Origin of the sequence: Corallococcus macrosporus, assembly GCF_017302985.1 — a bacterium.
GTDB classification, from domain to species: Bacteria; Myxococcota; Myxococcia; order Myxococcales; family Myxococcaceae; genus Corallococcus; species Corallococcus macrosporus_A.
Map to the genome: position 1 here is coordinate 136,549 of NZ_JAFIMU010000006.1, position 23,951 is coordinate 160,499.

Annotated in this window: 22 protein-coding genes; 10 read left to right on the forward strand and 12 right to left on the reverse strand. The window is 68.9% G+C overall.

All coding sequences use genetic code 11. The features are described from left to right. Positions 1–50: 50 nt before the first annotated feature. A complete protein-coding gene (locus JYK02_RS10660) occupies positions 51–1,622 on the reverse strand; it encodes a glycoside hydrolase family 16 protein (protein WP_207050815.1) in 1,572 nt (523 codons plus the stop codon). A 197-nt stretch (positions 1,623–1,819) separates the two neighbouring features. On the opposite strand from JYK02_RS10660, the gene JYK02_RS10665 reads away from it, so the two are divergent. Next, positions 1,820–2,560: a fatty acid desaturase gene (locus JYK02_RS10665; RefSeq protein WP_207050816.1), complete on the forward strand. Its 741-nt coding sequence runs from the start codon at positions 1,820–1,822 to the stop codon at positions 2,558–2,560. A 12-nt stretch (positions 2,561–2,572) separates the two neighbouring features. Here JYK02_RS10665 and JYK02_RS10670 read toward each other — a convergent pair whose 3' ends face one another. After that, positions 2,573–3,454, reverse strand: coding sequence for an NAD(P)-dependent oxidoreductase (locus JYK02_RS10670; protein WP_207050817.1), 882 nt, complete (start codon positions 3,452–3,454; stop codon positions 2,573–2,575). 175 nt (positions 3,455–3,629) lie between these two features. Here JYK02_RS10670 and JYK02_RS10675 point away from each other — a divergent pair, with 175 nt between their 5' ends. Then, positions 3,630–5,159, forward strand: coding sequence for a M28 family metallopeptidase (locus JYK02_RS10675; protein ID WP_207050818.1), 1,530 nt, complete (start codon positions 3,630–3,632; stop codon positions 5,157–5,159). 2 nt (positions 5,160–5,161) lie between these two features. Here JYK02_RS10675 and JYK02_RS10680 read toward each other — a convergent pair whose 3' ends face one another. The 3 genes from JYK02_RS10680 to JYK02_RS10690 all read right to left on the reverse strand — a co-directional run bounded on the left by JYK02_RS10680 (position 5,162) and on the right by JYK02_RS10690 (position 8,706). Then, complete coding sequence (locus JYK02_RS10680) at positions 5,162–6,178, reverse strand: hypothetical protein (RefSeq protein ID WP_207050819.1); 1,017 nt, start codon at positions 6,176–6,178, stop codon at positions 5,162–5,164. A gap of 126 nt (positions 6,179–6,304) precedes the next feature. Continuing rightward, positions 6,305–6,502, reverse strand: a complete 198-nt coding sequence (locus JYK02_RS10685; RefSeq protein ID WP_207050820.1) for a hypothetical protein — start codon at positions 6,500–6,502, stop codon at positions 6,305–6,307. Between the two features lie 125 nt (positions 6,503–6,627). Next, positions 6,628–8,706, reverse strand: a complete 2,079-nt coding sequence (locus JYK02_RS10690; protein ID WP_207050821.1) for a sodium-translocating pyrophosphatase — start codon at positions 8,704–8,706, stop codon at positions 6,628–6,630. Between the two features lie 378 nt (positions 8,707–9,084). Here JYK02_RS10690 and JYK02_RS10695 point away from each other — a divergent pair, with 378 nt between their 5' ends. Continuing rightward, positions 9,085–10,857: an AAA family ATPase gene (locus tag JYK02_RS10695; protein ID WP_207050822.1), complete on the forward strand. Its 1,773-nt coding sequence runs from the start codon at positions 9,085–9,087 to the stop codon at positions 10,855–10,857. 21 nt (positions 10,858–10,878) lie between these two features. Here the strand turns inward: JYK02_RS10695 and JYK02_RS10700 are convergent, their stop codons facing one another. Next, complete coding sequence (locus tag JYK02_RS10700; RefSeq protein ID WP_347402464.1) at positions 10,879–12,483, reverse strand: alpha/beta hydrolase; 1,605 nt, start codon at positions 12,481–12,483, stop codon at positions 10,879–10,881. Between the two features lie 360 nt (positions 12,484–12,843). Between JYK02_RS10700 and JYK02_RS10705 the strand changes: the two genes are divergently transcribed. Next, positions 12,844–13,515 carry an SDR family oxidoreductase gene (locus JYK02_RS10705; RefSeq protein WP_207050824.1) on the forward strand — a complete coding sequence of 224 codons (672 nt, stop codon included), beginning with the start codon at positions 12,844–12,846 and terminating at the stop codon, positions 13,513–13,515. Next, positions 13,515–14,291: an SDR family NAD(P)-dependent oxidoreductase gene (locus JYK02_RS10710; RefSeq protein ID WP_207050825.1), complete on the forward strand. Its 777-nt coding sequence runs from the start codon at positions 13,515–13,517 to the stop codon at positions 14,289–14,291. The genes JYK02_RS10705 and JYK02_RS10710 overlap by 1 nt, the downstream gene beginning before the upstream one ends. On the opposite strand, the gene JYK02_RS10715 is transcribed toward JYK02_RS10710, so the two are convergent. The 4 genes from JYK02_RS10715 to JYK02_RS10730 form a co-directional block, all read right to left on the reverse strand. Next, positions 14,221–14,955 (reverse strand): TetR/AcrR family transcriptional regulator, encoded by a 735-nt coding sequence (locus JYK02_RS10715; protein WP_242588638.1) that lies wholly within the window; start codon positions 14,953–14,955, stop codon positions 14,221–14,223. The genes JYK02_RS10710 and JYK02_RS10715 overlap by 71 nt on opposite strands. Continuing rightward, positions 14,955–16,019 (reverse strand): saccharopine dehydrogenase family protein, encoded by a 1,065-nt coding sequence (locus JYK02_RS10720; RefSeq protein ID WP_242588639.1) that lies wholly within the window; start codon positions 16,017–16,019, stop codon positions 14,955–14,957. The genes JYK02_RS10715 and JYK02_RS10720 overlap by 1 nt, the downstream gene beginning before the upstream one ends. A 159-nt stretch (positions 16,020–16,178) precedes the next feature. Then, positions 16,179–17,561 (reverse strand): pyridoxal phosphate-dependent decarboxylase family protein, encoded by a 1,383-nt coding sequence (locus JYK02_RS10725; RefSeq protein ID WP_207050827.1) that lies wholly within the window; start codon positions 17,559–17,561, stop codon positions 16,179–16,181. Positions 17,562–17,695: 134 nt separating this feature from the next. Next, positions 17,696–17,848, reverse strand: a complete 153-nt coding sequence (locus tag JYK02_RS10730) for a hypothetical protein (protein ID WP_242588640.1) — start codon at positions 17,846–17,848, stop codon at positions 17,696–17,698. Positions 17,849–18,145: 297 nt separating this feature from the next. On the opposite strand from JYK02_RS10730, the gene JYK02_RS10735 reads away from it, so the two are divergent. Beyond that, positions 18,146–19,396, forward strand: a complete 1,251-nt coding sequence (locus JYK02_RS10735) for a hypothetical protein (RefSeq protein ID WP_207050828.1) — start codon at positions 18,146–18,148, stop codon at positions 19,394–19,396. Here the strand turns inward: JYK02_RS10735 and JYK02_RS10740 are convergent, their stop codons facing one another. Together JYK02_RS10740 and JYK02_RS10745 are read right to left on the reverse strand one after the other, a co-directional pair. Then, entirely contained in the window at positions 19,397–19,921 is a 525-nt protein-coding gene (locus JYK02_RS10740) for a hypothetical protein (RefSeq protein WP_207050829.1), read from the reverse strand. 50 nt (positions 19,922–19,971) lie between these two features. After that, entirely contained in the window at positions 19,972–20,748 is a 777-nt protein-coding gene (locus JYK02_RS10745) for an alpha/beta hydrolase (RefSeq protein WP_207050830.1), read from the reverse strand. A 113-nt stretch (positions 20,749–20,861) separates the two neighbouring features. Between JYK02_RS10745 and JYK02_RS10750 the strand changes: the two genes are divergently transcribed. The 4 genes from JYK02_RS10750 (at position 20,862) to JYK02_RS10765 (ending at position 23,876) form a co-directional block, all read left to right on the forward strand. Continuing rightward, positions 20,862–21,530: a response regulator transcription factor gene (locus tag JYK02_RS10750; RefSeq protein WP_207050831.1), complete on the forward strand. Its 669-nt coding sequence runs from the start codon at positions 20,862–20,864 to the stop codon at positions 21,528–21,530. Positions 21,531–21,549: 19 nt separating this feature from the next. Then, the gene (locus JYK02_RS10755) at positions 21,550–22,710 is read left to right on the forward strand and encodes a sensor histidine kinase (protein WP_242588681.1); all 1,161 of its coding nucleotides are present in this window, start codon (positions 21,550–21,552) and stop codon (positions 22,708–22,710) included. 306 nt (positions 22,711–23,016) lie between these two features. Beyond that, on the forward strand, positions 23,017–23,406 hold the full coding sequence (locus tag JYK02_RS39580; protein WP_242588641.1) for a hypothetical protein: 390 nt from the start codon (positions 23,017–23,019) through the stop codon (positions 23,404–23,406). Between the two features lie 5 nt (positions 23,407–23,411). Then, positions 23,412–23,876, forward strand: a complete 465-nt coding sequence (locus tag JYK02_RS10765; protein ID WP_207050834.1) for an SMI1/KNR4 family protein — start codon at positions 23,412–23,414, stop codon at positions 23,874–23,876. The last annotated feature ends 75 nt before the right edge of the window (positions 23,877–23,951 follow it).

Below are 23,951 nucleotides of genomic sequence, written 5' to 3' on the forward strand. Positions count from 1 at the left end.
GGTCAGGCGATGAGGGCCTGACCGCCTCGCTTCACGTCGGCGGTGTCCCGCTACCGGAACTGCCAGGCGCGCACGTAGTTGACCTCGAACGCGTTGCCCTCACCGGTCGGGGTCGAGCTGTCCGGGCTGCCGCTCGCGCTGCCGAACCACAGGTCCAGCAGGATGTACATCGGGTCCGCCATGGTGATGTCGAGGGTGTAGAACGGCTGCCCGTCGAAGTAGAACGTCTGCCGGTTCGGCTCCCACTTCACGGCGTACGTGTGGAAGGCCGCCGACAGGTCGGGCGTCTGCAACGTGCGGGAGCCGGCGGGCGCGTTGCTGGAGCCGTTGGGCCACACGGTGGCGGCGAAGGCGACCGGGTGCAGGTTGGAGTCGCCCCAGCCGCTGTTGGGGCCACCGCCCGGGTACGCCTCCATGATGTCGATTTCAGGGCGGCGGTCCCCCGGGTGCGCGAGGAGCCAGAACGCGGGCCACACGCCCCTGCCGATGGGCAGCTTCGCCTGCATCTCGAAGTAGCCGTAGCGCTGCTGGTACTTCCCGTCCGTGTCGAGGGTCCGGTTGAAGAAGCTGCCGCTGGCGTCGCGCTGCGGCCAGATCTTCAGGACGCCATTGCGGACCGCGTAGTTGAGGGTCGGGTTGGAGGACTCGTACCAGATGTGATCGTTCCACACGCTGGTGTTGAAGCCGTTGTTGAACTCCTCCTGGAAGGTCAGCACGTAGGCGCTCGCGTCCTGCCCCACGGGACCGTTGCCGGAGGGCTGCCCGCCGCCGACGGTGAGCGTGCCGACGATGTAGCGAAGCTCGCCGTCCGCCGTGACGCCGCTGCCCGCGGACAGCGCGACGCGCGGATAGGAGGGAGCGGTCATGCTGTAGAGCCCCACGCGAACCGTGTACGTGCCCGACGCCAGGTTGGTGGGGAGCGCCACGACGCGGTTGTAGGACACGGCGCCACTCCAGGAGGTCGTGCTGACGGGCGGCAGGTGATCCGCGCCCAGGTTGGGGTACTGCACGCCGTTGGCATCCACCAGGTGGACGAAGACGTAATAGCTCTGGCTCATCGGCACGGCGTTGAACCGCATCCCCAGCGTCACGTTCTGCCCGGCCTGACCGGACAGGTTCGGGGTGGAGAGCTGGAGGACCTGGGTGGTGGCGGGCTGCTGCGCGCCCACGGTGAGCGTGCCGACGGTGTAGCGGAGCTGGTCGTCGACGGTGACGCCGCTGCCCATGGCCAGCGGGACGCGAGCCCACGGCGAGTGGGTCTGCGAGAGGCCCACGCGGATGGCGTAGGTGCCCAGCGGCATCGACGTGGGCAGCGTCACGGTGCGGTTGTAGGCAATGGCCCCGCTCCACTGCGACGTTCCCACTGGCGGAAGGTGGTCCGCGCCAGCGGGCGCGTGGTTCACGCCGTTCTGGTCGATGAAGTGGATGAAGACGTTGTAGTTCTCAGCCATGGGCACGGCGTTGAACCGCATCGCCAGCGTCACGGCCTGGCCCGGCTGCGCCGACAGGCTGGGGGTGCCAAGGCGCTGCACGGTGCTCGTCTGGGCGGCGCTGACCGCCGGGATCAGCGCCAGCAACAGGGCGGCGAACAGCGGGGCTGGACCTCGTCTGGATGACTGCATGCGAATCTCCCGGGAGTGGACGTAGGCACTGCACGCCCAGGAAAACCGCACTTCGTGATTAGACGTGGAAATCCGGTTGGACAGCTCTTGCGGCTGTGCCGTTTCGAACATTCGAGACGTCGCTGTTTCACTCCCGGTCGGGCATCATCCCCCGCATGGTCCATCTGGAACGGATCCGCGGTGTGCAGTGGAAGGACTTGAGGACCCTGTCGACCCGGGAGCTCCTCATCGAGAACAACCTGACCCTTCCCTGGTTCCTGTGCTCGATGCTGCTCGCGTACTTCGAGCACTACGCCCTGGCCCTGCCCTTCTCCGCCTTCTTCTTCCTCACGGCCTTGAGACAGGTCCACAACGGCTTCCACCACGCGCTGGGCACGAACCGGTTCCTGACCTGGCTCACGCTGTATCTCAACAGCGTGTTGATGGTGGTCTCACTCCACGCGGTGAAGTTCAACCACCTGAGACATCACCGGTACACCCTGGCGGAGGGTGACTACGAGGGGAAGTCCGCGCGCATGTCCTGGTACGGCGCCATCCTGTACGGCCCCGTCCACATGTTCCTGATCCACAAGGTGACGCTCCAGCAGGGAGACAGGAAGTACCGCTGGAACGTCCTGTTCGAGCTGGCCTCCGTCGCGGTCTTCGTCGCGGGGGTCTTCCACCTGCGGCTTCACTTCCTCGTCTACCACGTCGCGGCGATGGCCCTGGGCGAGTGCCTGACGGCCTTCTTCGCCGTGTGGACCGTGCATCACGACACGCAGGACGCCCCGGCGCTCGCGCGGACCCAGCGCACCGGGTGGAAGAACCTGATCACCTTCAGCATGTTCTACCATCTGGAGCACCACCTCTTCCCGGCGGTGCCCACCATCAAGCTGCCGGAGCTGGCGAAGCGCCTGGACGCGGCGCTTCCCACCCTGGAGAAGCGCGCGACGTTCTGAAGGGACGGCGGCTCAGTCCTGCTTCAGGGTGCGGAACACGGCGGGCAATTCCTGCTCACCCAGGCCCGCGCCCAGCGCCCGCCGGTAGTTCTCCAGCAGCTCCCTGGGGAAGCGGGAGCTGATGCGGGCGTCGGTGCTCAGCCGGACGATGTGCTCGATGGCCGCGACGTGGGTGTTGAGGCTGCACTGCTGGCCGGTGAAGTCGTTGTTCTCGATCATCCCCTGCGCGGCGTCGGCGGTGACGGAGATCAACCCCAGGAAGGAGTTCTTCTGGGCGAAGAAGGCCTTGGGGTCCAGCCCCTCCGCCTGGCACATCGCCGCGGCGTGGAGGACCGCCAGGGAGCCTCCGTAGAAGGCCTCCAGGATCGCGCAGTCGAGCGTCGCGGCGGAGCCGATCTTCTCGTCGACGTAGACGCAGTTCTTCGCGATGGCCTGGAGGGTCTCCAGGTGCCGGTCGAAGACGGCGCGCGCGCCCGCGTAGAAGACCGTCGCGTAGTCGGTGGCCACGAACGCGGGAAAGGTGAGGATCGCGGCGTCCAGGTAGTCCACGCCATGCGCCCTCGCCCACTCCAGCCCGCTCCGGGCGTCCGCCGGTGAGCCACTGGTGAGCTGGACGAGCGTCTTTCCGGCCATGGCCGACGCGACGGCCTGCGAGGAGAACAGCTCCGCGCTGGCGGCGTAGGTGGACACCGAGACGACCACGAGTTCCCGTCCGGAGACGGCGTCCACCAGGCTCTCGAACGCGGTGGTGCCACCGCCCACGGCCTTCGCCTTGCTCGGGGTCCGGTTCCACACCGCGACGTCATGCCCCGCTGCGGCGAACGCCCGCGCCAGCGCGCTTCCCATGAGCCCACTGCCAATCACCGCAAGCTTCGTCCGACGGCTGGAAGTCATCTTCAATCCCCTCTTGTCTCAAGCAAGCACGGTCCCGTGACCGGCGCCGGGGATGAGAGCACACGCGGGATGGCGCCCGCACGACCTGACGCGTCCCGGAGCCGGAGAGTCGCGCTTGCCGGGGGAAGGCTGGGGGGAAATGCTTGCGCCGTCCTCTTCCCCGGGTGCCCTCCGCATGTCCTCGTCCCGCCTGCTGCCGCGCCTCGCGGCGCTGTCCCTCGCCCTGGCCTTCCCGGCACCCTCCAGGGCCGACGCGCCCCTCCCGTCCGCGCGTGAGCGTGAAGCCGCGCTGCTCGTGGGCAGCGTGCTGGGTGGAACGCCCATGCTCGAGGACCTGCGCTCGCTGGTGGACGAGGTGGGCGGCCGGGCCACGGGCTCCGAGGCCAACAACCGCTCCGTGGAATGGGCCCTGGAGCGCTTCCGCGCCGCGGGCGTGACGGCGCGCGCGGAGGCCTTCCCCATGCCCGCGCTGTGGCTGGAGCGCGGCGCCAGCGCCTCCGTGCAGGGTCCGGGCGTGCGCTTCGCCCCGCGCGTGGCCGCGATGCCCTTCTCCACCGCCACGCCCAAGGGCGGCCTCACCGCGCCGCTGCTGGAGGCGGGCCGCGGCACCGAGGCGGACTTCCAGCGCCTGGGCGCGAAGGCGCGCGGTGCCTTCCTCCTGGTGGAGACGGACGAGCTCAAGGACGTCGACGGCCTGTTCCGCGAGTACGACGAGGCGGCGCTCATCGAGACCCGCGCGTTCGCCGCGGGCGTGGCCGGCGTCGTCTACATGGGCAGCCGGCCCGGCAACCAGCTCTACCGGCACAGCGTCTCCACGGGTCCCCGGAACACCCGCCCCATGATGGTGATGGAGCGCGACGGCGCGAAGCGCGCCCTGCGGCTCCTGCGCGCGGGCAAGGCCCTGAGCCTCACCGCCGCGCTGGACCTGCGCACCGGCGGCCCCTACGAGGCACGCAACGTCATCGGTGAGATTCGCGGCACCACCCGCCCGGACGAGGTCATCGTGCTGGGCGCGCACCTGGACAGCTGGGACCTGGGCGGCGGCGCGCTCGACAACGGCGCCAACGTCGCGATGCTCCTCGACCTCGCGCGGCAGATGCAGCGCCTGGGCCTGAAGCCCGCGCGCACCGTGCGCTTCGCGCTCTGGAACGGCGAGGAACAGGGCATGTACGGCTCGGCCGGCTATACGCGCACGCACGCGGCGGAGCTGGACCGCCACACGCTGGCGCTGTCGGTGGACATCGGCTGCGGACGCATCACCGGCTTCTACACGAACGGCCGGTCCGCGCTGGTGCCGCTGGTGGACCGGGCGCTGAAGCCGGTGGAGGGCCTGGGGCCCTTCACACAGGTCGACGTGCCGGTGGTGGGCACCGACAACTTCGACTTCATGATGCACGGCGTGGCCAACCTCATCGCCAACCAGGAGCCCGCCACGTACGGGCCCAACTACCACGCGCGCTCGGACGAGTTCGAACAGTGCGACGCCCGCACGCTGCGCACCAACGCGGCCGTGGTGGGCGCGCTCGCGTGGGGCTTCGCCACCATGGACGAAAAGCTGCCCCGGCAGAGCCGCGCGGAGGTGGAGGCGCTCATCCGCGACACCGACCTGGGCCCGCAGATGAAGTCCTTCAACGTCTGGGAGGAGTGGGCCGCCGGCACCCGGGGACATCCCCTGGAGGGCAAGCCCACCCCTGCCCCGCGCTGACGCTACTGCTGGCGGATGTAGACCGCGTTGATGCGGTTGTTCCCCGCGCCCGGAGCGCTCTTCACCGTGAGGCGGCCGTCGTGCACCGCGACGTTCGCCATGCCCGTGGTGAAGCCGTAGCCCGTGGGCATGCCGCTGAGCACCACCGTGTCCTCCGCCTGGATGCGGTAGGCGCCCACGTAGTTGAACGGCTCGCCGGCCAGCATGCTCACCTGGTAGACGCCGTTGGGCACGGCGATCTCCCAGACGCGCTCACCGCCCTGCTGCATGCGCGCGTGGCGCTGCGCGACGATGTCCACGTCATGGCCCGCGTCCACCATGTTGGCCGTGTTGTCCACGTTCCACCCGTAGGTGAAGCCGAACTGCCGCGCGCCATACACGAGCCCGTTGTCCGGCAGGTAGCCGAAGTTCTCCAGCGGCGGGTTGGACGCGGGCTGGAAGTTGATGTCGATGCCGAACTTCCGCTTCACCTCCAGGAACGCGAGCTTGTTGTTCACGGCCGGGCTGCTGCTGCGCACCGTCAGCCTGCCGTCGCTCACGTCCACCAGCTTCACCGCCTCGAAGAAGTGCTGATCCGCCGTCGGCGTGCCGCGCAGCATGTCGCCGTAGTACTCGACGCTGAAGGCGTACTCGCTGTCGATGAAGTCCGAGTCCCCCGCCACCAGCCGCACCTCGTAGTAGCCGTTGGGCACGGCCAGCTCCCAGGTGTAGTTCGCGCCGTTCTGCGTGCGGATGATCGTGTCGTACGCCTGCGACGGCGTGCTGGGGTTGTTGCGGTCGCGCGTGTTGGCCGTGTTGTCCTGGTTCCACCCGTAGGTGAAGCCGTTGCCCCGGTTGCCGTACACCTGGCCGGAGTCCGCCACGAAGCCCGCCGGCACCGGCGCGCTCGCGGGCTGGAAGTTCACCCGCAGCTCGAACGGCGCGAACGGTGAGAAGGGACCGGGGGACTGGGCCTGCGCCGGTGCGGACGCCAGCGTCAGGCCCAGCGCCGTGGCGGCGGACAGCAGGAAACGCTTCATCGGAAGACCTCGGGGGCAAGGAAGTGGAAATCACGGCTTACCGCGATTTCCCTCAAGCCTCCGCAAGGTTTCGCGGGGGACGTCCGCCCCTCCGCACGGCCTACCCGGTGGCCGGTCCAGCGTCCGTCAGAGCGCTGCCTGCTCCTGGGGCAGCCGGGCTTCCACCTGGCGCTGGAGGGCCTGCAGTTGCTCCAGCCGGTCCCTCAGCTCACCGCGCAGGTCGTGCTCGTCGGTGCGCAGGACCTCGTCATGCAGCCCGTCGATGCTTTCGGCCAGACAGGCATGGAGGAGGTGGAATTGCTGTGGAGAGAGCTCCAGGACCATGGGACACCTCACTGTCAGAGCGATCGCGGAACACTTGAAAGTGTATGCATCGTCTGGCCGGGTGCCGGCTCTTCCACACCCAGGGTGCGGCGCGCCCGGACAGGGGGCCGCACCCTGGAAGCGAACTACCGCAGCGCGATCAGCGAGGCCACGAGCAGCGAGACGACGCTCATGACCTTGATGAGGATGGCCACGCCGGGGCCCGACGTGTCCTTGAACGGGTCGCCCACCATGTCGCCGACGACGGCGGCCTTGTGGACCGCCGAGCCCTTCGCGTGGCCCGGCAGCTTGCCCTTCTCGATGTACTTCTTGGCGTTGTCCCAGGCGCCGCCCGCGTTGGCCATGTAGAGGGCCATGGTGGCGCCGACGACGAGCGAACCAGCCAGCAGGCCCGCGAGCGCGAGGGGCCCCAGCACGTAGCCGACCAGCGGCGGGGCGACGATGGCGATGAGGCCCGGGAAGATCATCTCGCGCAGCGCGCTCTTGGTGGAGATGTCAACGATCTTCTTGGGGTCCGGCTCCGCCTTGAGCTCCATCAGGCCGGGAATCTCACGGAACTGACGGCCAATCTCCTCGACGATGGCGCCGGCGGCGCGGCCCACGGCGAGCATCGTGGAGGCGCCCACGAGGAACGGGAGGATGGAGCCGAGCAGCAGGCCGACAATCACGTTCGGGTTGGTCAGCTCCAGGCTCATCTCCGCCAGACCGTTGGCGACGCGCGTGTGGTTGACCTCCAGGTTGAACGCGGAGAACAGCGCGATGACCGTGAGCGTCGCGGAGCCGATGGCGAAGCCCTTGCCGATGGCGGCCGTGGTGTTGCCCACCGCGTCCAGCTCGTCGGTGATGGCGCGCACTTCGGGGCCCAGGCCGGACATCTCGGAGATGCCGCCCGCGTTGTCGGAGATGGGGCCGTACGCGTCCACCGTCATCACGACGGCCGTGCCGCCCAGCATGCCCACCGCCGACAGCGCGATGCCGTACAGGCCGAGCGCGCGGTCCGCGATGTACGCCACCAGGGCGATGGTCGCCATGGAGATGCCCACGCTCTCCATGCCCACCGCGAGGCCGCGGATGAGGTTGGTGCCCGCGCCCGTGATGGAGGACTCGGCGATGCGCTGCACCGGCGTGGAGGAGGTGTAGTAGTCGGTGACGAGGCCGATGATGGCGCCGCCGAAGGCACCCGCGGCCAGCGCCACGGTGATGGACTGGGACAGGCCGAACACGTTCATCAGCACGAACGACAGGCCCACCAGGATGACGGGGGGCATGATGAGCGCGCTGCGCAGCACCTGCGCGGGGTTCATGTGCTTGAGCGCGCGGGCGATGAAGATGCTCACCAGGCTGACCACCAGGCCGATGGCGGACAGCACCAGCGGCAGGATGACGCCCGCGAGCTTCGCGTTGCCGGTCGCGTTCGAGTCCACCACCAGGCGGGAGAGCTCCGTCGCGTTGGCCGTCAGCGCGATGGCCATGGCCGCGACGATGGCGGCCACCATGGACTCGTAGATGTCCGCGCCCATGCCGGCCACGTCGCCCACGTTGTCACCCACGTTGTCGGCGATGACGCCGGGGTTGCGCGGGTCGTCCTCGGGGATGTTCTCGATGACCTTGCCGGCGATGTCGGAGCCCACGTCGGCGGCCTTGGTGTAGATGCCGCCGCCCACGCGCGCGAACAGTGCGATGGAGCTGGCGCCCACGGCGAACGAGTGGAGGATGGGAGAGAGGTCCTTGCTGTCGCGGAACACGTAGTAGACGACGCCCATGCCGATGAGGCCCAGGCCCGCGACGGCCAGGCCCATGACGGCGCCGCCGTCCAGCGCGACCAGCAGCGCGTTCGGCTTGGAGCCGGTGCGCGCGGCCTGCGCGGTGCGCACGTTCGCGAACGTCGCGGCCTTCATGCCGATGTAGCCCGCGAGCAGCGACAGGAACGCGCCCGCCACGAAGCTGGCGCTCGCGACGGGGCCCAGCGCCAGGCCGATGACCACCGCGACGACGACGCAGTAGACCGCCAGCACCTTGTATTCGCGGACGAGGAACGCCATCGCGCCTTCGCGGATGTAGCCCGCGATGCGGTTCATCGTCGCGTCGCCGTCAGGGAGTCCTTTGACGCGGAAGTAGAAGAACGCAGAGAAGAGCAGACCGACGGCGCCGATGACGCTCGGTGCGATCGCCCAGAAATTCGACTCGAGACTCGACAACTCCATCCGTTCCTCCAGAGCAGTCCCGGGGGCCTCAGACCGCTCGCCCTGCGGATCGCTCGCGTGCCGCGCGAAATGTGCGGAGGGCCTATACGTGATTTCAGGGCAAGCTGGGAGCCTCGGCGCGGATCCACGGCGAGGCGGGCCTGCCCGGGGCCGGCAGCGCGAAGCGGCAGGGATGCCCGGAGGGGCCTGTTGAGTGGCCGTAAACAACCGGATTTACTTGGGATTTGGCCCAGAAACGGGACAACTCCCCATGAGGACACCGGTTCCAGCCACAGCGGCACACGGGTTCACCGCCGGAGCCGTCCCGGGTGGGCAGTCACGGCTCTTCCCCGTTCCTCAGCGGCTGGACGTGCCAGCATGGCCGCACCCGGAGGTTGGATGACCGCGTCACTCTTCATCGAGCAACTCACGTTCAGTGGGGGTGCAAGCATCGCGCTTGAACCCGACTCCATCGTCGTCATCGTCGGGCCCAACAACGAAGGAAAGAGCGCGACCCTGCGGGAGATTCTTGGCCGGTCAGGAGCAGTTTCGTCCGAGAAGAGCCGTCACGTCGTCACCGACATGAAGATCGGGCATCGCGGGACAGCCGAAGCGTTCCTGGAGAGATTGGCACCGTATCGTCTACCAGGTGGCAAGCATTACGCCTTAACCGCGCTGCAGGACGCGAACATCTTTTCGAAGATCAAGCCCTCCTCCATCGGTGGCTCCTCCCTCCTGAGCCCCGACCCCAAGAAAATACGTGAAAGCATACTCACGGCGTTCTGGGAGCAGCAGCCAGGCTTCGAGTCGCTCTCCGGGACCTTCTTCCATCTGCTCGATCTCGCTACTCGCTTCAAGGCCACTGAGCCCGCTGACGTATTCAATCTCACGGCAGAGATTCCGACCTCTCCCATCCAGAATATGTGCGTCGATCCGGTGCTGGCGGACCGGCTCAGCCGTTACTTCCAGCGAGCCTTCGGCCAAGCGCTCATCGTCAACCGGACCGCTGGCTACACATTGCCGCTCCACTGTGGAGATGTTCCTCCGCTGGAGCCCGGCGAAGACCGGGTTTCTCCCAGCTACGCCCGGAAACTCCAGGCTCTGCCACTGCTTCAGAATCAGGGCGACGGAATGCGGAGCTTCGCGGGCTGCCTCCTTGAAGTCTCCGCCGCCGACAAGCACGTCGTCATGATCGACGAACCCGAGGCATTCCTTCACCCGCCCCAGGCGCGGTTCCTCGGAACGCTGTTGGCCAGGGAGAAGCCCGTCGGGCGTCAGCTCATCATCGCGACCCACAGCGGAGATCTGCTCCGGGGGCTCCTGGACGCAAACCCCTCAGCCCTCCAGATCATCCGGCTCACCCGCGAGGGGAACGTCAACCATGCGTGTGCGCTGGACAGCGAGCGGATCCGCACGCTCTGGGATGATCCGATCCTGCGCTTCTCCAACACCCTGGACAGCCTGTTCCATGAACAGGTCGTGCTCTGCGAAGCGGATGGGGACTGCCGCTTCTATGCCGCGATCCTCGACGCGATTCAGCCGGAAGATGCAGACACCCGGAGGCCGGATGTCATGTTCACGAGCACGGGTGGCAAACAAAAGATTCCGGAGATCGCTGCGGCCCTGGCCAGCATCGGTGTTCCCACACGCGCCATCTTGGACTTCGACATCTTGAACGACCGCTCCCCTCTCAAGGAAGCCATCGAAGCACTCGGCGGAAGATGGGACGCGTTCGAGGCTCGCTGGAAGAGGGTCAAGGCAGGCGTCGAGCAATTCAGGCCGGAGCTGGAGACCGCCCACGTTCGGAAGGAGATCGAAAAACTCCTCGAACAGGTCAGCACGCCGACCTTCCCGTTGGAGGTGGCCAGGAGCATCAAGGGCGTACTCAAGCGAGCCTCGCCCTGGGATGCAGCGAAGGATCTGGGGCTGGACACGGTCCCCAAGGGGCAGTTGCGTCAGGTGGCCGAGGCCCTCCTTGCCGACCTCAAGCAACTCGGTCTCTTTGTCGTGGAGTCGGGTGAAATAGAGAGCTTCGATCAGACCGTCGGGGGACATGGGAACGCTTGGCTGGCGGAGGTGTTGCGCAAGGACCTCCGCCAGGATTCCCACCTTGAAAACGCCCGGAGATTCGTCCGAGCACTGTTTTCACAGCCTCCCCGCGCCCTGTCCTGACTGTCGTTCCTTCGAGGGAGCTCAATTGCTTCTCGAGGCATTCCGCGCACGCAGGAGGTCCTTCAGCCTCGCGGACTGCTCCGCGCTCCAGCCCTCGGGCCGCAGGAGCGCGGCCCAGCCGTCCACGTGCTCGCCGGTGTAGACGTGGCCGTAGCCCGGGGGCACCGCCATCCCGAGGGGAAGGTCCGCCGTCACCTGCCAGAACGTCACGAAGGGGATCCACACCATTCCCCCCAGCACGTCCGCGCCCCGAGGCTCGCGCAGCCAGTCCGGCCTCCGCACCAGGAGCCGGGGACTCCACCAGGTGATGGGGTCGGAGGGATGGAGGAGGTACAGCACGCGCGAGTCTCCCCACGGCTCGGACGCGGGCGGGATGTCGGTGCCGGGCCGGCGGCTGAAGCGGACGATGCGGCCCTGCCGGTAGATGGGCTCCACCTCGGGGCTGCCCGCATCCCGGTCGTCGGTGAAAGCGCGGTACAGGGTGTTGAAGTTCGGCGGCCCGACGAAGAGAACCCCGTCGGTGCGGTTGGCCAGGTCCCGCTCGCCGCTGAACGCCGTCTCTCCGCCGTAGGAGCCCAGGCTCTCTCCGAACACCAGCAGCTTCGGACGCCGGGCGGGAGGAAGCCGGGACCAGCGCTCGTAGACCGCGTCGAAGAGCGCGCGGCCCGATTCCCGGGCTCGCTCCTGATCCACCAGCACGGAGAGCCATGACCACAGATGCGAGTACTGCATGGAGACGATCGCGGAGTCGCCACCGGTCATGTACTCGAACGCGTCCACGGCCTCTGGCACCACCCAGCCGCTGCCCGTGGTCGTCACCACCAGCAGGTACGCGCGGTCGAAGCCCCCTGCCCGCTCCAGGTCGTCGACCGCGAGCGCGGCCCTGCTCTCCGCATCCGGCGCGGAGGCATAGCCAGCGTACGCGCGGATCGGCTCCTTCACGGCCGTGCCGTGGAACCGGGAGAGGTCCTCGACGGAGGGCCCCCGCCCCACGAAGTTGCGCCCTTCCCGGCCCAGGGACTCCCACGCGATGGGTGAGCCGGCGCCTCCGGAGCGCAGCGCGGTGCGTGGCTGGAACACGCCCTCGTCCGTCAGCGTGTCCTGCACCGCCAGGGTGCGGTCCGCCATCGCGATGAGTCCGTCCCAGAGCACGCCGCTGGCCACCAGCGCGGTGAGCACCACCACGGCCAGCCAGCTCGTCGTCCGCGCCGCGCGAGGACCGACGTGTCGCGTGAGCCGCGTGGCCAACGCGCGGGACACGGCGCGCAGCCCGCGCCCCACGGCGACGAGCAGGAAGAAGACGACCGCCGCGACGAAGGGCGCGATGAGATACCCCGCGCCACCCGACGCGGACATGCCCATGAGCTCGCGGATGCGCTGCTGCCAGTGCCAGCCCAGCAACAGCGCGGCGGCCAACGCCACGCCGCCCGTGATGAAGAAGACCGGCCATGCATGCCGGCGGGGCGTCCTCTCGGGGCGGTCCGCGAACTCCCGCCAGAGCCACGCGCCCAGACATCCCAGCCCATAGCCGATGGCCGCGCTGAGGCCGCTGACGAAGCCCTGGAAGGGCCCGCTGCGCGGCAGCAGCGACGGAGTGAAAGCCAGACATGCGAAGAGGAGTGCCACCCAGGCCCCGGGCAACGTGTAGCGGAGCCAGCGGGGCCAGGTCCTGCTTGCATGTCTGGCCTGATGCGCCGTTGCGGGCTGCTCGGCGTGGGTGAGGAAGTGCTCCATGCGGGCTCCCGGCACGTGCGCGGGCTTTGGCCTGCCAGCCAGGGAGACGCCAGCCGTCGAGGCTCGCCGTCCCTCCAGGGCGCACTCCAGAGGGTAGGCCCCGAGACCGCCCCCCGGCAGCGTGCGCCCGGCATGCCCGGCGCGCATCCAGTCAACGCACCTGAGGCTCGTGCCGCTGAAGGATGCGCGCACGGCCCCGGACCTTCCGTACTACCTTCCCCGCGGCATGCCCCCAGGGGAAGGACACGGCGCTTGAGCACTCGGAACGTCATCGTCGTTGGAGGGACTGGCGACATCGGGCGCGCCGTCGTCCACAAGCTGCGCGCGGAAGGGCTGCGCGTGCTGAGCGCCGCGCAGGACGTGACGGAGGAGACCTCGGACGCGTTGCACGTGGACGTCACCCGCGAGGACTCCGTGACGTCGATGTTCGACAAGGCGGAGGCGCGGTCGGGACCGCTCTCCGTCCTGATCAACTGCGCGGGCTTCGGTGCCTTCACGCCCATCCACGAGACGTCCCTCGAGAACTGGAACCGCAGCCTCGCCGTGAACCTCACTGGGACGTTCCTGTGCGCGCGTGAGGCCGTCCGGCGGATGAAGTCCCGAGGCGGCGGGCGGATCATCCACATCGGCTCCGTGAGCGACCACCTCACGCTCCCCATGAACGGCGCCTACGCCGCGTCCAAGCACGGCGTCCGGGGACTGACGGGCGTCCTGAACGAGGAGGGCCAGGCGTTCGGCATCCGCGCCACGCTCCTGTCGCTCGGTGCCGTCTACACCGCGTTCTGGAAGACCCGGCCGGAGTTCAGCCCCGCGGACATGCTCTCCGTGGAGGACGTGGCCCAGTGCATCTGGGAGATCGCCATCAAACCCCTGAACGTGCGCGTCGATGAGGTCCGCCTCGTCCCGCCCCGAGGAGTCCTCTGATGCAAACGCAACCGAAGGTCCCTGTCGCCGTCGTCACCGGAGCCAGCCGCGGGATTGGCGCGGCCATCGCCACCACGCTGGCCCGGAGTGGGTTCGAGGTGGCCCTGCTGGCTCGCGACGTGGCCGCTCTGGAACAGCTCCAGAAGCAGCTGGTGGAGGCCGGGGGCCGCGCGTGGCCGCTGGCCTGCGACGTCGCGAACCGGGACGACGTGATGTCCGCGTTGGATCGGCTCGAAGCGAAGGTGGGCGTGCCGGCGGTGCTCGTGAACAACGCGGGCATCGGAGGACCGTTCCATCGCGCGGACGAGGTCAGCGTCGCCGAGTGGGACCTGCTGTTCGGCGTGAACGTGGAGGGCGTGCGCAACCTGTGTCAGTGGGCGCTGCCGCGCATGAAGACGCAGGGGTACGGGCGCATCGTGAACATCGCGTCCATCATGGGCCTCTTCGGAGGGGCGCAGTCGTCCACCTACGCGGCCACCAAGCACGCGCTCGTGGGCTACTCGAAGGCCATCGCCGCGGAGTGGGGAGCGTACGGCATCACCTGCAACGCGCTCTGCCCCGGCTACATCGAGACGGAGATGCTGGCGAAGGCGCCCGCCGCCGCACGTCAGCGGCTGCTGGAGCGGATCCCCGTGAAGCGCTTCGGAACGCCGGGGGAAGTGGCGGGCATGGTGGCCTTCCTCGCCGGGCCCGCTGGCGGCTACGTCAACGGGAGCGCCCTGGTGATGGACGGTGGCCTGTCGGCACATCTGGCGTCGGACCTGCCGTCGTTCTGACGCCGGACTCCCCTGGAAGCATCACCTGCTCCAGCAGCACGCGCAGCTCTTGCTCCAGTCCAGGCACCGAGGCGCCGCGAAGATTGCCGCCGCCCCGGAAGAGGGACAGTCCTTCGAAGAGCGCGACCAGCAGTGCCGCGCGCCGCTCCCGGCGCGCCGGGGTGAGCTCGGGATCCAGCTCTCGCAGCAACTCCACGACGCCCGCGCGATAACCGGCGTAGAAGACCGCGAGCGCGTCAGCGACCATGGCGTCCCTTGCGGCCATCGCCCACAGCTCCGCGAAGAACTGGCAAGCGTGCGCCGAGTCCTGGTCCTCCAGGATGGCGTCCACGGCCAGCCCGAGCCGCCGCGCCGGCTCCTGTCCTCCGCCCGCCATCCGCTCGCGGACCTGCTGGAGCGCCTGCTCCAGGTAGCGAGCCAGCAGCGCCCGCACCACGTCCTGCTTCGCCGGGAAGTAGTACTGGAGGTTGCCCAGGCTCACCTCCGCGCGCTGGGCCACGGCGCGCAGGCTGAGCCCCGCGTAGCCGTCCTCGGCCAGGACCTCCATGGTCGCGTCGAGGATTCGCCCCACGCGCTCGGTGCCCTTGGCGTGCACCGCCGTCCCCTTCCGGGGGCTCGCGGAGGGCAGCGCCCCCGGGACCTGCTTGCTCGGACGGCGGGCCATCACGCCACCTCGCGCGCCAGTGGCTCGTCGATGCGGACCTCGACGCCGCAGGCACGCAGGGTGGCCAGCGTCTCCTCGGGCCGGGGCTCATGCTCCGGAAACCACACGCCTGGGGGCGGCGGAGGTGCGCCATCCAACCCCAGGAGCCGCTCCGCGCCCAGCAGCGCTCCGACGGCGGTGAGGTGGGCCTGTCCCCGCGGATCCACCATCTCGATGCGGACCTTCCCCCGCTCTCCCTCCACGTCCGCCACCCACGCCGCTTCGCCTCCCGTGTTGCTGCCGGTGAGCAGCGCCCGGCGCAGCGACGTCCAGCGCGGATGCTGGAGCAGCCGCAGGATGCCCAGCCGCTGGAGCACGACGAGCGTCCAGGTCGCGGAGCCTGAGTCGAAGCCCAGCCGCGTCGTCACGGTGCGAGCGCCCAGCACCCGGGGCAGCGTCGCCTGTTCGGGAGTGTCGAGCCGGAACACCCGTGTCTGGCGTCCGTCGGAGAACGTCACCCGCCGTCCGTCCGTCAGCGGTAACACGTGCCGCTCCTGTCCGTCCTCCATCACCTCGAAGGACAGGCCCAGCCGGTCCATGTACTCCAGCGAATCGGGCCCGGCCTGATCCGCGAGCGCGAAGCGGATGGCCACCTCCACGCGCTCCAGGCGCCCCACCCTTCGCGCCGCCATCGCCACGAGGCGCGGCACCAGTCCCGCCATCCACGCGGAGCCGAGCAGCACCGGCGCGGCCGGCGTCGCCCCCGAGAGCCGTAGCACCGTGGCCTTCAGCCGGGACGTCCACCGGGTGATGTCCAGCACGGGCACCCCGGCGCGCGACGCCGCCAGCAGCAGCGTGTCATCCGGGTCGTTGACCAGCGACAGCACGGCCCGGGGCTTCTCACCCAACGTCGCCAGCGCATCCGGCGAGTGGACATCCAGCGCGACGCCCTCCGCCCGCCCCAGACGCTCGGCCAGCGCTTTGGCGGGCGCTTCCCGGCGCCCGGCGATGAGCAACGGCAGGTTCGGGTGGCGCTCCCGCAGCAACACGGCGAGCTGTGCCCCCACCACTCCATAGCCCCCCATCAGCAAAACCTGGCCTTCGGACTCCATGGCGACTCCCCCGTCACAGGCACGGCTTCTTCCGTGACCGGCGAAGAATATAGGTCAATTGACCTATTTCTTCACGACATTCGACCGGAAGCGTTGGTGGCCTCCAAGCGGAGCCCCTTCTAAATGCCTGCTTCAGCGAGCGGAAATAACCGCTGCCTCCAGCGCCGCGAGGATGAGGGGGAGGTCCGCCGCGTCGGTCCGCCAGTTGGAGAAGGCCGCGCGCAGACCCGGACGACCGGCGTACTGCGTGGGAGTGAAGTGCACGCGCCCATCCGCTTGCAGTGCCTGAAGGAGGCGGTCGCGGCGCGCGGCATCTCCCGAGCGCAGCGCGAAGCAGACGATGTTCAACTTCACGGGGGCGAGCAGCGTGTAGTGCGGTGACGCCGCGAGTCCCTCCCCCAGGTCTCGCGCGAGCGCGCAGCTGCGCTCGACGAGTGCGCGGTGCCCGTCGCGACCGTAGGCCATGAGCGTCATCCACGCGGGCAGCGCCCGGAAGCGGCGCGAGTTCTCAGGCGTGCGGTGAAGTAGATCCGGCCCCTGGCCGAGGTAGGCCGCCACCGCGCGGAAGACGCGCTCCTGCAACGCGAGGTGGCGCGTGAAGACGATGCCGGAGTCATAGGGGACGTTGAGCCACTTGTGGCCGTCCGCCGCGACCGAGTCCGCGTGGGCGAGCCCCCGCAGCAGCTGCGCATGATCCGGGCTGCAGGCCGCGAAGATGCCGAAGGCACCATCCACGTGCAGCCAGGCCCCGTAACGGCGGCACAGCTGTCCCAGCGCCTCCAGGTCATCGAAGTCCCCGGTGTTCACCTCTCCCGCGCTCGCGAGCACGATGGCCGGGGCACCGCCGAGCGCCGCGAGCCGCGCCTCGAGCGCCTTCGGATCCATGACCGGCCGGTCCGGGAGGCACGCGACGGCCTCCACCGAGCGCCGTCCCATGCCAAGGATGGAGAGCGCCTTGAGCACGCTCGCGTGCGGCGCGCCGCCCAGCACCACGGGCTTCGGCAGGCCCCACAGCCCCTCCTCGCTCACGTCGTGGCCAAGCCGCTCCATCACCCACTGCCGCGCGGTGGCCAGCGAGACGATGTTCGCCGCCGTCGCGCCGCTCACGAAGGCCCCCTCGAAGGACTCCGGAAGGCCGAAGAGGGAGCGCAGCAGCCCCAGCGCTTCACGCTCCACGCTGGTGGCGAGCGAGTCGCCGTCGTTGCTCACGTTCTGGTCGTACGCGGAGACGAGCCAGTCGCCCACGAGCGCCGCCGGCGTGGTGCCACCCGTGACGAAGCCAAGGTAGCGCGGTCCCGCCGAGCCGGAGAGCCCGGCTTCGTAGCGGCGGCGGAAGAGCGCGAGCGCGTCCCCAGCCCCCAGGCCTGCATCCGGCAATCCCAGCGGCGCGGGCGGCGCGGAACGGATGCCAGCAGGGCGTGTGGGCAGGGCGGTGAGGAATTCGAGGGCGCTCGCGCGGGCCTGGTCGAGCAGGTCCGGAAGCAACGAGAGGTCACGGGAGAGCAGGTCGCTCATGGTTGCAGGGGTCCCCAGTGGAAGCCGGTGCCATCGACAGTAGCGCTCCACGGTTCGTCCGACGACAGCCCTTGGAGGGCCGTGAAGCCCTGGGATGGAGCTGAGGCCCGCGCCCACAAGCTCCACGCCCCGGGTCAGTCAGCGAAGGTCGGCGGCCGGGTTTCTGTGAGCGCGGGCGCGGGCGCGCCGCCGGACATGGCCAGGAGCCCCTTGAAGCAGCGGACAGCCAGGAGCCATTTGTCCAGCACCAGCTTCTCGCGCGTCTTGGGCCTGGCTTCGGTCGTCACGGGGCCCCGGGGGAATGGCCCGGCTATTTACACCTTCGTGACCAGGACCATGCCGGCACAAACGCCTTGCGGGGCTTCTTGAACCGCGGCCTCGGGCGGGCGCGCGGATGATGCATGACAGAAAACCGTCGTCTCGGTGGCATGCCCCCTGCGTAGTCCCAAGGGCGTGACCGGAGCGTGACGGGCTCCGTAAGTCCGCGTCCAAACACGGATTAATGGTTAAAGCAGGATATGCTGGATTTGTGATAGGATGCCCAGGCCGGCTTGATGCTGGCCCTCGAGCCCCTAAGGAAGACCATGTCCAAGCTCCAGAAGACCTTGCTGACGGCGTCCGTGACCCTGCTGGGATTGAACGGGTGTGGTGGCGGTGAAGGCGTGGAGGCGCCGGCGGAAGCCCTGCCGACGGTGGCCCAGGGCGTGATCGCGCAGGCGGCGCCCGGGTGTCTGGCTTCCGACGTGGACACGGACGGCGACGGCGTCTGCGACAAGGTGGAGGCGCAGTACGGCACCAACCCGCAGAGCACCGACACGGACGGCGACCGGCTGAGTGACTACGCGGAGCTGTTCGGTTCCGGCGGCGTGAACCTGCCGGCGCTGGGCGCCAATGCGCGCCGCAAGGACATCTTCATCGAGGCGGACTACTACGCCAACCGCAAGCCCACGCAGGGCGCGCTCAACCGGATCATCACCTCCTTCGCCAACGCGCCGGTGTCCAACCCGGACGGCAGCACCGGCATCACGCTGCACCTGACGTTGGATCAGCAGATCGCCACGGCGGACGAGGACCTGGACCTGAACCCGGTGTGGACGGACTTCGACGCGATCAAGGCCAAGTACTTCGCCGCCGCCCGCGCGCCCTTCTTCCACTACATGCTGTTCGCCAACAAATACAGTGGAGGCACCTCCAGCGGCATCTCGCGCGGCATCCCCGCCCACGACTTCGTGGTGACGCTGGGCGGCTGGCCCACGCCGGGCGGCACGGAGCTGCAGCAGGCCGGCACCATCATGCACGAGCTGGGGCACAACATCGGCCTGCGCCACGGCGGCACCGACAACGCCAACTACAAGCCCAACTACCTGAGCATCATGAACTACGAGTATCAGGTGTATGGCTTCACCATCGGCGGCGCGGCGAACGTGTTCGACTATTCACGCGTGCGCGTGGCGTCCTTCAACGAGGCGGCCATCAACGAGGTCGCGGCGTTCGCGCCCGTGGCCCCCACCACGGAGGCGGACCTGGCGAAGATTGGCGGGCTGCGCATGGTCAACGTCCAGGTCGCCGGCACCGCGAGCGCCAACCTGGACATGAACGCCAACGGGAGCATCCAGACGACCACCTACGCCCGGGACCTCAACCGCGACGGCAGCACCGCCACGGTGTTCCCCGCGTCGCAGCACGACTGGCTGGCGCTGGTGTTCGATGGCGGCGGCACCATTGGAGACAGCGCGCTGGGCGCGTCGCGCGCGCTGGACCGCGAGGAGCCCTTCCTGGTGGCCCCTGAGAAGGTGGAGCCCTGCCTCACCGCGGATCAGGTCACGGCCCGGTAATCAATAGAATGCACAGGAGGCGAGCCGGAACCGGGTCTGGACCACGGTCGGTTCTCCCGCCGGCTCGCTGTAGAGCAACGCCTCCACCGTGTATTCCCCCGGCGGCAACGGTTGGTCCTCCCGGCCCTTGAGCTCGAGCCGGGAGCGCAGGGTCTGGGCCTGCACGACCTGCTCCTGATCAAACGACTGCCGGCTCACCACCCACCCTTCCCCGTTCCGGATCATGAGTCCGGCCACGCGCAGCCCCTCCGGACGCTCCGGTCCGGAGGGGAACCGCACCTCCAGGGTGGTCTCGATGACCGACAGACTTCCACTGGCGACGCGCGTCCCCTTGTCCTCCTGGGGAGGAAAGGCAATCAGGGTCCGATCCAGGCGGAGGACCGCGAGGATGCGATTGTCCACGCGTGCCTGCGAGAAGGCCTGAAGCCCCGACCCCAGCTGCCGCGGCCCCGGGCAACAGCCCGACACGCCCTGGACGAGCACGCCCAGCGTGGCAATCCCCGCGAGAGTCCATCTGCGTCTCATGACCGGGAGCCTACGCCGCGCACCGGCTCGATGCTCGGGAGAGAGAGCCCTTACGGCAGTCGCCGTGCCTCGCCCAGCCAGCGACGGACTTCGTCCAGATACTCGCGAGGCAGCGCGTGTCCGCTGTCGAAGGTCCGGCGCGTCTTGCGCTTGGAGGGCGCGGCGTCGAACAGCTTCTGGTTGTCCTCCTCGGTGGAGAAGGGATCGCGGTTCGCCGTCAGCAGCAGCCAATCCTGATGGATCTTGCCCATCCGGTTCACCGGCGCGGCGTCGCCCAGCACGGGGTCGACATGGGGCGGCACCATCGTCACCAGGTGGGTGACGCGAGGCTCGCGAGAGGCCAGCAGCAGGCCCACCTGGGCGCCCATGCTGTAGCCGGCGACGAGCACTCGCGGCGGCTTCTTGCCGTTGGCGAGCACCTTCGTGAGGAGCACCTGCGCGTCCTTCACGGTGTCGACAATCATCGCCTGATAGGGACCGGGCTCACCGGCGTGTGCCTTTTTCGCGAGGGCTCCAGGCTTCGCATCCGGGGTCGCGCGTGCGCCGTGCCGCCTCGCGTCCATGAGGTAGACCCGGTAGCCCGCGCTCCGCAGTTGCTCCGTCAGGACGCCGCCGAACGTCGGCTCCTCGTCGGAGAGCCAGTCGTCTTTACTCCGGGTGAGGCCATGCAGCAGGACGGCCACGGGCGGATTCGTCCCCTTTCCTTCCGGCTCCAGCACCCACGCGGGAATGGGCGACCCATCCTCCGCGTGGACCTCCAGCGGGACCGCGGGGCTCGCGGCCACGGAGGTGGCGAGCAACATCAACAACAGCGAACGCTTCAGCATGGATGCCTCCATCGAAAGAGGCCCTGGACGATGAGGGAGCGAGCGTCAGCCGGGCGTCACCCGCCAGCTGACCTTCAACTGACGTGCCTGCGGGTAGCATCCGGGTCACTCCCATGCGTGTGCTCGTCATCGAGGACAACAGAGACCTCCAGGCCAACATCGCGCGGTTCCTGGAGCCGGACTTCCAACTGGACTTCGCGGGCACCGGCCCCGAGGGACTCGCGCTCGCGCTGGCGCACCCGTACGACGTCATCGTGCTGGACCTGATGTTGCCCGGCATGAGCGGCATCGAGGTGTGTCAGCGCTACCGGCAGGTCGCGCCCCGGCTCGTCCCCATCCTGATGCTGACCGCCAGGGACACGCTCGAGGACAAGGAAGAGGGCTTCCAAGCGGGAGCGGATGACTACCTCGTCAAACCGTTCTCGCTCCGGGAGCTGCGCTGGCGCCTGGAGGCCCTGGCGCGCCGGCCCGTCCCTCCGAGCGGGCGAACGCTGACGTGGGGCGGGCTCACGCTGGAGCCGGAGAGCGGACAGGCGCGCTGGGGTGGACGCACCGTCCGGCTCAACCGCACCGAGGCACTCCTCCTGCGGTGGTTGATGGAGGCCGCCCCCGAAGCCGTCCCCGCGGCGACGCTGGCTCAGCGGCTCTGGGGAGATGAAGCCCCCGAGTCCAGCGCGCTGCGCACCCACGTCTATGCCCTGCGCAAGGCGCTGGCCGAGCTGGGGCTCGACGATGCCATCACCACCCGCCGCAACGAGGGGTACCGCCTGGATGCGCGCTAGGACGCGTTCGGTGCGCGCCATGCTCCGGCGCGCCATGGGGCTGTCCGCCACGTTCGCGCTGGTGATGATGGGCGGGTTCTTCACGCTCTTCAGCTACGACCTCGAGGACGTCATCTTCAGCCGCATCGTGGCCGCGGAAGCAGACCGGCCCGAGCCAGGCCACTTCCCCGGAGTCACCCGGTATGACGGGCACTCCGCGCTGCCGCCCTGGCTCGCGGAGCGGCTGCGTCCTGGCGCGCCTCCTGGCGAGTACGAAGTGGCCGCGGGAAGCCACGGACACTTCCACGTCGCGGTGCGCCCCGGCGCGGATGGAAGCCAGCGGTACTTCGCGTTCGACGTGACACGCCTGACGAGCACGACGGACAACCTGAAGCGGACGGCGGGGCTGCTCCTCACCAGTGCCCTCCTGGCCATGCTGGCCGCGGTGCTGCTCGCGCGCCTCATGGCCCGCCGGCTCGGCCGCCCTCTGGAGCGGATGGTGGAGTGGACCCAGGCGGAAGGCGCAGCACCTCCAGAGGATGACGGCGGAGTGGCGGAGGTCCGGGCACTGCTGGACGCGCTGCGCGCACGCGACGCGCGCATCCAGGAGCAGTTGGAGCGTGAGCGGCGGTTCAACCGCGACGCAAGTCACGAGCTGCGCACGCCGCTGGCCGTGGCACAGGGGGCGGTGGAGATCCTGGAGCTCGACCCACCGCGAGACGCGGAGACCTTCGACCGGCTGCGCCGGGCCGTGAGCCAGATGGGCCTGTTGACAGAGGGCATCCTCTGGCTGGCCCGGGAGCGCCGCACGGAGGAGCGCTGCGACCTGCACCGCGTCTCCAGGGAACTGCTCGCGCTCTATGGGCACCTCCGGCGAAGCGACGGCATCGAGCTCACCATCGAATCCACTGGAGAGGTCCACGCACCCATCCCTGCGTCCGTCGCCAGGGTGATGATGGGCAACCTCCTCAAGAACGCGCTCGCCTACACAGACGCGGGGCGCATCGTCATCACCCTCGAACCTTCTGCGTGGACCCTCTCCGACACAGGGGTCGGCTTCGGCCGCGCAGAGCCAGGGAGCGAGAGCCACGGCATAGGACTGTCGCTGGTGGAACGGCTGGCCCGGCACTTCGGGTGGACGCTGACCATTGATGCTTTGGATCCCCGAGGCACCCGCGTGCGGCTGAGCTGGCGCGCCTAGCGGAAGGGAGACGATGTTGGCTTGCCAGCTTTGGCTGTGCTGTCATTGGCTGTCATGAAAGCCGCTTTCTCCCGCTGCCGCACCGCGAGCGTAGCTACGCTCCTCATCCTCGGCGGATGCGGGTCTGCGACCATCGGCGGTGGAGGAAGCCCTGCACGCTCGAAGTGGGTCGGCTCCATCGTCAGCACTCCGGACGGTGGCCAACTCAGGACGACCATCTACTACGGGCCCTGGCAGTGCAGCACCGCGTTCATTGCCCGCTGCGAGTCGAAGTGCGCCGCGCAGGGTCACGCACTGATGGGTTGCATGTGGCTCGCCGACATCAAGGGTGACTGGCAGGGCCGATTCCTCCTCATGCCCGCGCAGGCCGGTGGCCGCTTCGCCATCACCCACTGCTGCTGCGACTACCCCAAGGTGGCGGACCTGAAGTGGCGTCGGGATACCTGGAAGAACTCGCGGACCGCATTCCGCGACGAATGGGCTCGCGAGTTCGGCGGCTGGCCCACAACGAACGGCGCCAACTGGCAGGGACACCACATCTTCGACCTGGGGCACGGTGGGGCACCGCTGGCCAGGGACAACGTCATCCCCGCGCCCGACGACGTGCACGGCGTCTTCAACCGCGAGTATCCTGCCTGCTACGCGCCAGGTGGCCAGTGGCTGAAACCTGGTCCCGACCGGCCCTACGTGGACTGACGGCCATGAACATGGACCCACTCCTCGCCGAAGTCTCCCGACTCCACTTCCCCAACGCACCCGCGACGTCCACGCAACTGGCTGCCTTCGAGAAGCGCATGGGCTGGAGGCTGGACGATGACCTGCGCGCCTTTTACCTGCACTGCGACGGATGCACGCTCTTCAAGCCCCGGGCTGATGCCCTCTACCGCGTCTTGCCGCTCGCGGAGATCCGCCGAGCACGTCTGGCCATCCGGGCCAGCGACGCGGACCAGGATGGGGCGCCGTCCGTCTTCACGCTGGTGGACATGCAGGACTCCGACTACGTCGTCCTCGACGCTACCCAGCGCGAGTCGGCCCACTATCCACTGTTCGACGCCTTCCATGAGACGTTTCCCGAGGTGGAGCGCATTGCCTCCAGCTTCGCGGAGTTCCTGGAAAGGGCGCTGCGCAGCAGCAACCGCGCATTCTGGTTGAGCAGCGAAGCTTGAAGCAGCAATAGGCCTGTGCTGGCCCGGCGTTCGATATGGCTGCGGCGGGGTTGCGTTTCACCTTCATCGTGGAAC